Below are 14,958 nucleotides of genomic sequence, written 5' to 3' on the forward strand. Positions count from 1 at the left end.
CTTTGGCTCCTTCTGTATCAGGTGTAACCTTGATGTTCTTACCAGCCTTAACAGTGGTTGCTCCAGCTGTTTGACGAACTTCGTTAATCGCCTCATTAATGGTTGTCTTACCTGTGCCGCCAATACCACCTTTATTGCCATCACCATCAGCATCGTTAGGATCATCAGCCTTAACAGTGCCATCGTCATTAAACGCAACATCACCAATCAATTTAGCTAATTGGCTACCGTTGATAGCGTCTTCACTCGTTGCACTAATAGTACCAGCCGCTACGTTGGTGATTTTCTTATCACCAGCGTCAATACCATCTTTAGTGATAGATGGAGCGCTGCTATCTTTAGTGCCATCCACCTTAGTGAATTGAACACCATCGGCATCTACCTTGAAGCCAGACTTATCAGTGGCATCCTTATCTGGTGTAGTAAAGGTCGCACTTTGTAAGTTCTCCAAGTTAGCAGCCAGTTTAACAGTCATATTGTTATTACCGTCTGCTACTACATAGATATTATTCGCTGCAGTCTTGTCAGCATTGCTTAAACCATCACCTTCACCTTTTACAGTTAAAGTATTATTTGAGCCTTGCAATTTACCTTTACCATCAGCCTCCTTGTTACCCACAAGATTAACTGCTGATAATGAGTTTTGTTTTAAGTCATTTACTTGGTCTTGTAAACCAGTTTGAACTGAGTATAACTGACTACCATTAACAGCATCAGTAGATTTCTGAGAAACATCACCATTAGCCACATTAGACAATTTAGTTGCTGTCTTAGTGTTGTCACTTGAGCTAACCAAAGAAAGTTTAATTTCATTTGCTTTTGGTTTATTCGCGTCAAGGTCAGCCAATGCTTTAGCCGCACCAGCACCATCAGCATTTGCCGTGATGACGGTATCTGTACCTTTTTCGTACCATTTACCGTCTCTGTACTCTGCTCCAGCCTTTTCTAGTGCTTGAACATCCGCTAATTTATAGAAAGTATCACCCAATTTTGTGACACGATCACCGTCTTTATTGGTATAAACAACAGGACCTGCTGTGCCATCGCGAAGCGCTTCCACTTTATCTACGACAGATCCGCCATCCACACCATCATTACCAGCGTGTCCATTAGCACCATCTTTAAAACCTAACTTCTCTTTAAGATCGTCTAAAGCACCTTTGGTAACGGCTGAATCATCTGTGTCGCCATCTTTGATACCAGAGATAACCACTTTGCCATCCGCTCCGTTTTTACCATCTTTACCAAAGACAACATCACCGTCCGACTCTGTCTTAATAATGGTAGTGGTTGAACCATCCTTTCCATCATTAAGTTTCACGGCTTCAAACGTTGGTTGTTTCTTCATCACCACTTGGATTTCGTTAGTGTCTTTATTGACAACAGTAGCAAGGTTCTTACCGTTATCGTAATCACCCACTTGACCCAAGCCAGCAGTTTTATCTTTCGCACCAATGATACTGATACCAGTACCTACTGGACGATGGATAGTTGTGCCTGCCGCCGCAACGTCTGTTGCTTGTAAAGAACCCTTAAAGTCAAGACCAGCTTGTGCTAGTGCTTGTAAATCACCTAAGGTTGTCACACGGTTAAGCACAGCACCTGACTTGGTTAATAAGCCACCTTTACCGTCTTTACTATCGCCTGCAATCACTTTTTGTGCTGCATCAGCTTCAATAGCATCTGGAGCCTTATCTTTACCAGCAGACGCTGTTGTGTTAGTAGCATTACCTGTTAGGTCTAGTGCACTCTTCACATTGGCTAATGTCGTTGGTGCATTGGTATCGCCGTTTGGATTAACCGCAGATAACATGACTTCTTTAGCCTCAACAACATTGGTCTTATCAGTACCCGCTAATGCCGCTAAAGTTTTACCTTTAAGTGCTGCTTTTGCTGCAGCCTTTTGCTCTGGCTTTAATGAAGTATCAGCATCAATCGCGTCTTCTTTTGCCTTGAGTGCTTCTTCATTAATAGAGCCATCTGCCTTAACAAGGTCTTTGGCATACCATAAACCATCGTTAGCCTTTTCCATACCTGTGACTAGCGCTGGTTTGTAATAATTACCGTTTTCCACTAAGACACGGTTACCGCTTTTATCGGTATAAACCACTGTACCAGCCACACCATCACGAAGTCCTTGGACTTTATTCACGAGGGTTGTACCGTTAAGACCGTCTTTACCTGCAGGACCTGTTTGACCGTTTGTACCAGCTTTACCATTTGTTCCAGGTACGCCCTTGCCGTCAGCATATTCGACTTTGGTAGTACCATTGGTACCGTCAACACCGTTGATACCATCCTTAGCATTGACAGGTACACCAATTTGATCCGCAACGGCTTTTAATTGGTTCACATTGACAGCGTCTTTACCATCTTTACCGTCTGCTACATTAGTTAGACGAGCATCATTCATGCTAATGGTTGGAGTTCCACCAGTTGCAACTGGATCACCAAAGGTAATCGTAGCGGCAGTTGGTTTGTCCGCTGCTGTCTTACCTGCAATAGAAGTCATATTCACAAGCTTGTCTGCTAACTGGATAGTTAAACCATCTTTAGCTGTGTTTTGAATAACCTTGATGTTATTCTCTGCACTAGCAAAATCAGCAGCTGGTGTGCCCTCACCCTTGATAGACAAGGTTTGTGAAAGTGCACGGTGAACAGTCTTGTCATCATTGCCCACAAAGTCTAAACCAGCTTGAGCTAATACATAGAGGTCAGCCGCCGTCGCAACACGGGTCATATCAAGGATAGTACCATCAGCATTCTTAGCCTCCAGTAATTTTTCCACTTTCGCCTGAGCACCAGTCTTAGTCGCTGTTGCATTAGCAAGTTGTTTGTTGGTTGAATCAATATCAACCCCAAAAGCACCCACTAAGTTAGCAAGTGTCACTGGAGTAGCTGTCTTACCATTAGGATCTACAGCAGAAAGAATGACTTTCTCGGGAGCAACGACACCTTTATTGTCAAGGGTGGATGCGTTAGAAAGTTCAGCAAGTGTTTTACCTGTACTTTCCTTGCCTGCTGCTACGTTGCCATAAGCATCCACATCATCCGCATCATACCATTTGCCATCATTAGCTTTTTCCTTGCCAGACACTAAATCAGCTTTATAGTATGTACCATTTTCCACTAAGACACGGCTACCATCTGCCTCGGTATACACCACGGTACCAGCAATACCATCGCGAAGTCCTTGAACTTTGTTAACCACGGTCGTACCACTTAAGCCGTCTTTACCTGCAGGCCCTTTTTGACCGTTTACGCCAGCAGCACCATCTTTACCAGGAACCCCTTTAGAACCATCAGTACCAGCAATACCGCGTTCACCAGTACCATTGTAACCATCAACACCGTTGATGCCATCTGTACCATCAGTACCATTGATTGGAACACCAATCTTAGCGGCTAACTCATCAAGTTGTGCCTTGTTTACAGCAGAGTCATTACCTGTACCCTTAGCCACACCCTTGATTTCTACAGGAGTTGCATTATTAGTACCGCTACCTAGAGTAAGGGTTGGTGCATCAGCAGTACCTCCTGGAGTGAGTGTTACCGCTGGTTTAGTAGTATCCGCCGTATCTTTTAAGGTTAATGCACTAAACTCAGGTTTATCGCTAAAGCCGATAAGAACACCACCAGTCGATTTATCAATACCAGTTAATAAGTTCTTACCAAGGAATTGAGTGGCGATGTCTGTTGCCCCTGTCGCCGTATTAGTAACATCAGCGGCTTTAATCGCAAGGGTATCACCAAGGTATTTCGTCGCTGCCGTACCTTTATTCGCACCGAACTTAATACCTTTGTTCACAGCGGTGATTAAGTCATCAATCGCATCTTTGGTGTCGGCAGGTGCTTCGGTACTACCGCCCTTAACAATAGTATTAAAGGTTGGACCAGTGACAGTACCATCATTACCTACTGTAGCACCTAATGTGCTAGCTAATGCACTTAATTGACTAAACTCAACCGCATCACCATTAGCCGTACCTTTGGCTAAACCATCAATCTTAGCGTTATTTAAGGTAACACTTGGAGTGCCGTTAGCACCAGATGATTCTTTTAAGGTAATCTTAGCCGCTGTATTGCCACTATCTTTAGTCACACTACCCTCAATAGAGGTAATACCTGTTAAGGTATCTGCCATCGTGTAGGTAATCACACCATCAGCCGCTGAAGTGGCGGTGATATTGTCATTTCCTGATAAGAAAGTAAAGCCTTTTTCATGTGAAGTTTGTTTAAAGGCGGTATCTGCACCTGCTTTATAGTTAAAGCCTGCCGAAGCAGCAATATAGTCTTTTAAGATTTTACCTGTTACCAAACCACCCTCATCACCACCAAAGGTATTAGTATTCTTAATCGTTGCTGCATCTTTGGCTTGGTTAAGTGCGATATTTAACTTGCCACCATCATTTACTACGATGATATTATCGCCTTGGTAGGTGGTACCATTAACAGTTGCATCCGCTGTTGTCACATCAAGGGTTTGACCCAAGGTTTTTTCGATGGTCACATTGGTTGCTGCTCCTGCCGTAGCTTCTGTCTTAAATAACAGTTTACCTGCCGCAGCACTTTGTGCCGTAGTACGTAACTCGTTAATCGCCGCATCAATTGTGGTTTGACCTGTACCACCGATACCACCTTCGTTGCCATCAGCATCAGCTGTTTTTGTTGCTGGTGCACTGACTAAGCCAGTAGTAGCATCTACCTTGTAATCCGAACCACCTAAAATACTGCGGATAGACTCAAGTTGAGCACCATTCACCGCGTCTTTACTGTTGGCACCGATTGTACCTGGAGCCACGTTAGTGACTTTAGCATTGTTCATACTAATTTGTGGCTTAGTAGTTGCATCACCATTGGTAAAGCTAATACGCGCTGCATTAGCCGTATCTGCTGCAGCACCAGCACCAATACTGGTAATATTTACAAGGTCTTTAGCCAATTTAAGGGTGAGTGTACCTGCTGTAGTATCCGTACCAGCAGCACCCTCCACAAAGATGTTGTTTGCCGCAGCATTAGCTAATTCTGTAAACGCAGCAGCATCAGTGGTATAACCTGTAATCGCTAACTCTTGTGAAAGCGCACGATCCACTTTAGTGGTGCTGTTATTACCACTAAAGACTAAACCTGCACGTGCTAGCACTTGTAAGTCAGCCGCTGTTGCTACACGGCTCATATCCAATGCTTTCACACCATCTTTACTATTAGCCGCTGAGGTTTCACCTTTAAGAAGGTCTTGTACTTTTGTTTGTGCATCAGATGCAGTGGCTTCTGTAACTGTTTTATTTGGATTAGTAACAGTAATACCAAATGCCCCTGTTAAGTTGGCAAGTGTAATAGGAGTCGTCGTTTTACCATTCGCATTGACGGTAGAAAGAATCACGTCTGTACTTTCTAAGGCGTCTTTATCAGCAGCGTCTGCTAAGCCAGCCAATGTCTTACCTTCTAATACAGCACCGTCTTTTACCCATTTACCCTCAGTGTTCTTAGTATAACCAGCAGTTGCAAGCGCATTTTCATTCAATGTGCCATCTGCTGCGACGAAACCACTCTCATACCATAAACCATCGTTGGCTTTTTTCTTATCAGAAACAAGCCCTTCTGGGTAGTAGTAAGTACCATCTTCAGAGATGACGCGAGTACCTGTTTTATCGGTATATACCACAGGACCTGCTGTACCATCACGAAGTGCTTGAATCTTGTTCAAGATACTTTGACCATTGGTACCATCCTTTCCTGCTGGACCTCCCGCACCATCTACGCCATTCACCCCATCAGTACCATTCATACCAATAGCGTTTTTGACTTCTTTTAATTGCTCCATGTTGACCGCATCGGTATTGTCACTACCTTTCGCAATGCCTTTGAGTTGGACTGGTGTCGCCGTAGTGCCATCACCTGCATCTAGGGTCAAGGTTGGTGCAGTGGCAGTACCTCCTGGTGTGAAAGTCACCACAGGTTTATCACTACCTGCTTCTTGAAGTTTTAAGGCTTCAAATAATGGTTTTTTCAACATTTCAATGCGAAGTGTACCATCATCATTATAGGTGATAAGGTTGTCTGCAAAGTAGTTTGCTGCCTCGTAGCCTGTGCTATTGTATAAAGCACCTGATTTACCCTCAATCTTGATGGTTGAACCAAGTTCTTTATGGATACGATTATCTGCAACTGTGCCATCTTGGTTGCCTAAGATGTCAAAACCAGCCACTGCCAAGGCTTGTAAATCTGCCAAGGTAGCTGCTCGGGTTAGCGTAGCACCGGTAAGGGCATAAATACCTGACTTGGTATTGTTTACAGTATCAATATTGCCGATAACTGTTTGCGCTTGTTCAGTGCTGATAGCCTTATTATTTAACGCAACTTTTTCGTCCTTAGTCGTATCCGCAGCACTGGCTATTGGATTAATACCCAAGGCACTCATTAAGTTAGCTAACTTGATAGGTGTGGTAGTGCCATCTGTACCGACGAGCGAAAGGATAGGATTAGTTGTCGCGGCAGTTGGTGCTGTGGCTGCTGTTGCGCCTGTAACATCATAAGTACCATCTGCTTTGCGTGTAATCTCACTGGTGTTGTACCAAGCACCGCCTGTACCCGACTCGTTAGGCACAACATAGGTTAAGCCCTTAATATCGTTTGGCGCATAGAACTTACCATCAGCCCCTTTGGCTAATACAGTACCATCATCCTTGGTATATACCACCGTGCCTTTAGCGCCGTTTTCAAGGGCGGTAATACGATCACCAAATGAATTATGTTGATCACTATTAATACCCAATAAGTCCGCTAATTGACCGCCTGTTACCGCATCTGTAGAACCTGACTTGATAACCGCATCTTTTAAGCCAGTCAATTTAGCACTGTTGGCTTTAATAATAGGTGAGGTATCAGAACCGTCTGCTGTAACAGTCGCATCACCCTTGTTATAGAAACTTAAACGAGCTTCTGTTGCATCATCTGTAACTGCACGTGAACCACTACCAATAGATTGGATATTTTGGAGTTGTGGATTAAGCGTAAAGTCAATAACACCATCAGTCGCATTATCGTTAACCACGATATTTTGATTAGCAGGGTTTGTTGGACTACCTTCACCACGGAAGTCAAAGCCCACTTGAGACATCACAGAGCGAGGATTATCCCCATTGGTCTTATAGTGCAATTCCGTATTGCTAAATGTACCTGCTGCGATAGCATTTAAGGCATTTTGAACAGCATCTGTTGTTTTAATCACCAACTTAGGCACATCAGTCACGTCGCTACCTGTATAGGAATCTGCTGCATATTCCACAGTGATAAATCCATCGCCTACAAATTTTAAGCCTTTTGTAATAGATTTCGCAGTAAAGGTAGGGTTCGCTGGATCTTTTTCAGTGACTTTATCTCTTTCGTAAGAACCACTATTTTCGTAGCCAGCTCCCGCTGAATCTGTCGTATTGACTAATTCAAGACCTGCTATTGTTGGTTTGTAGTACTTCTCATCCGACGTATTGTAATAGCGAAGTGTGCCATCTGTGGCTTTATAAATGTTATACGTTACTCCTGAGATAGTCTCATTATGATCCACTTGTTTAGTGGCATATTTATCATCAACGAATTTAATATCACCAAGACTTGCTGCTGCATACTCGCTATCCAAAGCCGCTTTTAAGTCTGCTTTCGTTAAAGCCAAACTCCAAGTGTCCCCGTTATAACCATTACCAGCAGTACGTTTCACTTTGATGAGGTTATCGCCTGGATTAGTAAATGCCCAAGGTTCATTAGTGCTGTCTGCTACGGTTGCCGCCTTAATCGTTGGCTTAGCCGCTACTAAAGCATTATAAACATCCACAGACTTAACCACTTTATTGGCATCTGCATGAGTTGAGTTGAAAACACCTGTTGCTTTATTAAGCGATAAAGTTAAATCCGCCGTATTGCTTGCTGATGTCGTGATGTCACCATCGCCTTTGATATTAAATTTGATACTTTCTAGATTCAACGGCTGCTCATTAGTATTACCAGTATCCGCACCTAATTGAATCTTATTATCAAGAAGTGCGTAGCTAGCATTAATTTTGCCACTTAGTGTGCTTTCAAGTTTAGCCTCTGTTACACTGGCATCCGCAATGTTCCCTGTCTTAACTTCACCGGTTCCAATCTTATCTGAAGTGACAGCACCATTTGCTAATTGGGTAGTACTGATACCACCATTCTTAACAGACACCTTGATGCTATCAGTCGTTTTTTCAGTCGTGATAGTGGTGTTATCACCAATCACCCCAAAGACTAAACCATCCTCTTTATCAAAGCTTTGTGTATCTGTCTTATTACCTGCGGTGTCTTTCAAGGCAAAGGTTTGGCTACCTTTAGCGATTGTTTCTTCTCCAGTAGGAATCTTAGCTAAAGCATCTCTCACTGCTTTAGAAAGTGAAAGATTAAGTCCAGCTGTACTGGTGCTTGCCTCAATTTGACTATAAGTATCGGTGATGTTCAAGGTCTGGTTAAGTTTAATAGTTTGACCACTAGTAGTATCTTTCCAGCCTTTAAACACAATACCTGCATCCGCACTGGCAATGCCTGTTAAGCCTAATTTATTTTTCCAAGCGGTAATATCTGCGTCTTCTGTCAAATTCGATGCGTCCAACAAGGCAAACTCACCAGCTAAACTCTCTTTAAGCTTAGTTTTATCTAACGATAAGGTGTAAGCATTAGGATCTAAGTCAGATGTTGTGGCCGCTTTAGTCAACACTAAAGAGTCTTCTCCAGTAGCAAGTTTTACCGTAGTCTTCGCACCTGTGATAGCATTATAGACTTGTTGAGAAGTGACGACTTTGGCAACATCATCACCTGTATTGGTAATAGATGCGGCTTTTTTTAAGGTCAAGGTCACGGTATCCTCTGTAGCATTAGCCGAGATGTCTTTACCTGAGTCTGCTCCTTGGATATTGAACTTAATCTTCTCTGTACTGAGCGCTTGTGCGGTGGTTTCACCTGTATTACCTGCTAAGGCAATGGTGTTATCAGTTAAAGCTGCCGCACCATCCACTTTGCCTAGTGTCGTTTTTACAGCTTCACTTAAATCAAGGCTAAGTTGCCCTGCGCTGGAAGTAACCTTGATGTTTTCAGCGTTATTAGCACCGATAACTGAGAGTTTTTCACCTAGTTTAAGGGTTTGATTTCCAGCATTGTTACCTGCAAATTTAAAGCCTAAGTCAGTAAGAGCTGTCTTAGCATCTGTAATCTTGGAGTCTACTTGACCTACGGTAGCAGCATCATCATTAGCTTCCCCGTTTTCTACGTGAGTAATCTTATTACCACCATTGTCAAGACCGGCTGTAGTTAAGCTCACCGCATGGCCGCTCTCTGGGGTAATTGTCACTCCAGAACCATTAATCACGGTAGTAGGCTCCGCACCAGCACCATCATTACTAAAGGTGGCTGATTTAAGATTAGTGAGGTCTTGGGCTAATTGAATGAGTAACTGATTAGTCGATGCAGTAACACCGATGTTATTACCTGTTGATAAACCAGTTTTCGCACCACCCTGGATATTTAATGATGTACCAAGTTTTTGTGCTGTTGCCGTACCTGCATCACCACCAAAGGTAATCGCACCAAGTGCTTGATTCCATTTATCAACATTAGTACCAATATTAGAAGCATCTACCTTAGCATACTCTGTTGCTAAGTTTGTTGTGCCTGTAATCGCTTTTAATTGCGCATCATCTAGGGCAACGGTAAAGGTTTTCTTACCATTTGCATCGGTTGCACTAGTAATATCCAAGGCAGAAGAAGGTTTTGTGGTGGATTCGACGACGTCTACTAAACCTGTAATAACGCCTTTACCGTCAGCAGTGATGTTATCTAACGCCACATTCGCTTTACCCGCTAAATCAGTAGTTGAAGCGGCGTTATCTAGTTTGGTTTTCGCGTCTTCGGTGAGTGAAACTTTAACACCCTTGTCAGTCGTGGTGGTTTGGATGTATTTGTTAGTACCTGAAGCGCCAGCACCATCGCCTTTAATATTAAATTGACCGCCTAACACGATGTTTTGTACATCGCCACTATCAGCACCGAAGTTTACCCCTGCCACAGCCAAGGCTTGTAAGTCTGCTGCGGTGGCGGCGCGATTAAGCTCAGCACCTTTCATCGCAAATAGACCTGTAGCGGGATTTGTAGTGGGGTCTGCGCCTGCTGGTGCTCCTAGGGCATTATCCGCTGCTTGTTTGGTAATTGGCGCACTAGCATAGCTTGCAGGAGTAATACCCAACGCACTCGCCAAATTACCTAAAGACACAGGAGCCACTGTCTTACCATCTGGATTAACCGCAGATAAAACCACCTTATCGCTTGCTAGCGTTTTATTGCCTCCTGCTGCTGTATTCAATTCCGCCAATGTAGAACCTGACGCATCCGCAGGATTTTTTAGGCTACCATCAGGATTGACGTTGGCCGCATCGTACCATAGACCGTTATCCGCTTTAACTTTGTCTTTAACAAGGTCTTTATTGTAATATACGCCGTTTTCAACTAAGACACGATTGCCGCTTGTATCGGTATAAACTACAGTACCTGCTACACCATCACGAAGACCTTGGATTTTGGTATCCATAGGAGTGCCGTTTAAGCCGTCACGACCTGCAGGACCTACTAGTCCTGGTGTGCCATCAACACCATCTTTACCACCTACACCTGAGTCACCAGGAACGCCTTGAGCACCTGCTGCGCCAGGCGTGCCTGGGGTACCAGCGATAGTTTGACCGTCTTTACCCGAAGCACCATCAACCCCGTTGATTGGACCATCGCCTACTTTATCCACAAGTTTGCTTAGTACGGTATTGGTCGCAAAAAGTTGTGAACCGTTGATGGCATCAGTTGATGTCGCAGAGATAACACCAGCGGCAACGTGTTGGATTTGACGTTCTGCGCCAGCACTACCGACAGCGAAGACAGAGCGTTTTTGATACTCTGTTTGAGCGGTTCGATATGCTTCACGAGCTTTGGTTGCCTCATATTTTAAACCTGAAGTCTCTCCCGATCCATCAGCACCAAATATCTCATCGTGCAATGCCATTGCTTCCGGTGTAGTCTTATCCTGCATACGGTCATATTCAAGATTTTTGGTTGTATATAGAGTAGCAGCGTCATTTGCCGCTTTTTGCAACTCAGCAATCTTTGCTGTATCTTGAACGACTAAAGCAGCAGCAGAACCATTGCCAATAGCCCATGGACCATCACTATGGACAGCATCCGCAGTTGAACCGCTACCAATCGCTACAGAACTCGCACTATTAGCCGTTGCATTTTTACCAATAGCAATACTATTCGTTCCTATAGCCCCTGTTCTTTCATCTGAACCATCGTAATTGTCGGGATTAGTCGGAGTATTGTCTGCGTCACTATTAATATTTACCCAGTTCACTCCTGCATTAGAAATCTCAGATTGAAGACCAGTGATAACAGAATACAGTTGTGAGCCGTTGATGGCATCGGTTGAGTGCTCACCAATTAAACCTGCTGACACCCCTTGAAGACGACGGGTTTGGAAAACACCTGCTGTCGAGGTACTTGCAATGCTGACTACCCCAGCGACACCTCCTGCAGTACCTTCTGCTGCACCACCGAAGAAATTAAAGGTTTTTCCACCAATAGTAGCAGAGGTATAAGGATCACCGCCTAACCCTTTTGAATAGGCATTATCTCCAACACCAGCAACGTAGTATGAACGATTACCTAAGAACACTGAATTTGCTTGTGAGGCAGTAACATTATTACCCAATACAAGTGTGTTACTAACACTGATTTTGTTGCTATTACCAAGAATAAAGGAATTGCTTACCCCTGTGCCTGTAATCGTATTGTCATTACCAATCGCAAATGAACTATCCGCATCAATGAAACTTGGATCACCAAAGGCACCTGATTTATTGCCTGAAATATAGTGCCCAACACCAATCGCAATACTACTCTTACCTAGAACCTGATTAGCAGTACCAATAGCAATAGAATCTTCTGCCTCTGCAGAATTTGCTCGATCCACAAGAGGTGCTGAAAGATCGGCATTATTACGCCCCTTACCGCTAGAACCAATAGAAACTGAACGACTACCGCTGGCTTGTGTTTCATAACCCATAGCCACAGCGTGATAACCCACACCGTCGTCGCCTACATTGTTAGGTTTTGTTGCATCAGTACTAGCAGTAGAAATAGTGTTATCTGATTTACGAATACCTGTGGTCGCTTTCCAACCAAAAGCTAAGCTGTCTTCACCTTTTGCTCCATCATTTTTGAAGTTGGTGTTTTCAGTTTTTTCCTTAGCTGCTGCCTCATCTGTTGTCAAGACACTAGCTACGGTAGTAGCTGAACTATCATTATTGAATGCTGTCTCTAAGTTAGTAACAGTCTCATCATATTTGGTTTTATTAACCTCTGCTACTGCACCATTAAGTGCTGTTTCAATGGCATCTAATTTTGCTGAAACGGTCTCAAAGGTTTTTCCATCAAATGTACCATACTGGGTATTCAATGCATCTATACGAGCTTTGATTTTGCCAAGAGCATCATTATCAATTTGTTCACCATTATATTTTTCACGAGCAAGAAACCCTAAATATTGTTTTCTTAATGTGACGTACTCGTTGTAGTCTTTGGTCTTATTGACTGCGTTAGCTACTTCACCAGCTTTACCCTTCTTACTCTCAACCGATAAATATTGGAATAAGCCAGACGAGTTCTCAGAACCCGTAATGTTACTGATACGTTCGTCTAAGGTTTTTAATTGCGCCACGTTCACCGCATCAGAGTCACGATAACCAGAAGCCACATTGGTAATACGACGTTCTTGGTTAATCGCCCCCACAGAAATCACCCCAGTTGCAGCAGAGGTTGGGATAGCAATCGCCCCCGTAGCTACCCAACCAGGCTCATTCAAATATTCCACTTTGTAATCAGTTCGAGAATTTACGCCGAGCGCTACAGAGTTTTCAATACCTGATGCTTGAGCAGCGTTACCCACTGCCATGGAGTTTGCGGAGGTAACCGACGCTAATCGCCCAATAGCAGCAGAATTGCTTGCCGATGCTGAAGTTTTAGCTAGGTTACCAAAAATAATAGAGTTTTCACCCTCAGCACGAGAGCCCACACCAATCGCAATGGCATTTTTAGCCGTTGCTTCTACACGAGACCCCATACCCACAGCGGTAGCCCCTTGTGCCAATACAGCAGTCGCATAGCCTAATGCAGAACTGTTGCGACCATTGACGTAGGCATTAACACCTAATGCTACTGCATTGCTCGATTCATCTGTCGCATGAGATTGTGCACCAAAAGCAATAGAAGAACTACCGTCTGCTATAGAAAGATAACCAAACGCCATTGAGTTGTTTTTAAGGGCAAAGGCATAACGACCCATAGCGATGGCATTTTCTGCTTTGCCACTGGCTGAGTTAGTATCCTTATTTTGAGTAGTGGCATAAACGGTACCATTAGAGGTGGTTAAATAGGCTTTTGACGTATCTTGACTATAGAGAGTATTACTGGCTAGTTTTGCCTCTAATTGTGCTAAAGCAGTCTTCACAGTTGCCTTATATGCACCATCAGCGGTCTCGTCAATATCTCCAGTTGTGTCACTTACTAAAGGCGTGTTATGGAGACTTTTGAGGGTAGTATTCATGGCAGTATAGAATGCAGGGTCAATCTGGGCTGCGGCACCAGTACCATAACCTAATGCCAAAGAACCTGTACCCACTGCTTTTGAGTCATAACCGTAAGCAAATGCCCCTGTTTGAGTTGCTTCCACCTTATTACCAATTGCCACAGAGTTAGGTGCAAATACATAAGAATTTTCACCTACAGCAGTCGCCCCTTTTGCTGTGTCTGCCACAAAGGCACGGATACCCACTGCAGTCGAACGGTCAGCTAGGGCAAAAGAGAGTGCCCCCAATGCTGTTGATACATCACCACCTGCTAGGGCACGAGAACCAATTGCAATAGACCCTAGACCTGCGGCATAAGTTGGTGAGTAGATAGCGTTACCGTTTCTGTATTTATTACTAAAATCTTGTTGCGATAGAAAAGCATTTCCTCCCCACAATTTTTGATAAAATTTAGTAATGGTCTCATCTGGCAACACGTCACGATAATCACTTGCTGTTCCATCATTATTTGTTGCTACGTCATCGTTACCGATAGCGATAGAGCTGTTGCCTGCTGCATATACGTCGCCCCCTATAGCTAATGATTGCTTTACTGCTCCTGAGGTCGAACCAAACACCATGGCCTGTGAACCAATAGCTTTACTACCATAACCTACGACCACAGAACTTGCTTCATCCTGATGAGTAGTGATGACTTTTGATGCTGCACCTAACACAATGGATTGTTGCTGGTTTGTAGTGGCACTATTGCCGATGACTACGGCTGAAGTTGGTGTACGATATTTTGTCCCATTATCGGTGTATTGATAAGCATAAGCTTGCGCATCTTTACCAATGGCAACCGCATTGGCACCATCAATTAGGGCGTTATATCCAAGTGCCACACCACCTTCTTGTTTGGCTTGGGCTGCCACGCCAATAGCGATACCATACTGAGAATTTACCCAAGCATCATAACCAACGGCGACTGCGTTTTGTGCTGATATACATTTAATATCATCACCTGTATTGCCCCCATTCCCAGTTCCATCACCTGCCAAATTCACAGTGTATTTACCAGTACAATCTAGATAACCCGCAGCTGCAACTATTTTATAGTTTTTTGTTACAGGATAGTCATCAGCCCAAGCCACAGACGGCATTCCTACTACAGCCATCATTGTGGCAGCAAACAGCGGTGCCAATGTCGCTCTACGCACCGTCCCTGTCGCACTCACACCCTCGACGCTTGATTTCTCTTTCGAGTGACTATTGGTCAACTCAGAAACCGCCATAAAAATACCACGTGCTTTGTTAAAAATGACACGATAAATCTTATTCATTC

1 protein-coding gene is annotated in these 14,958 nt (G+C 43.8%); it reads right to left on the minus strand.

Annotation, left to right across the window (positions count from 1 at the left end; all coding sequences use genetic code 11):
- The coding region (locus HKX40_RS10400; RefSeq protein WP_171589517.1) for an ESPR-type extended signal peptide-containing protein at positions 1–14,956 on the minus strand (14,956 nt) is incomplete at its 3' end.
- Between the last annotated feature and the right edge of the window lie 2 nt (positions 14,957–14,958).

The sequence above is a fragment of the Pelistega europaea genome (genome assembly GCF_013133775.1).
In the GTDB taxonomy this organism is placed as follows: Bacteria; Pseudomonadota; Gammaproteobacteria; order Burkholderiales; family Burkholderiaceae_B; genus Taylorella; species Taylorella europaea.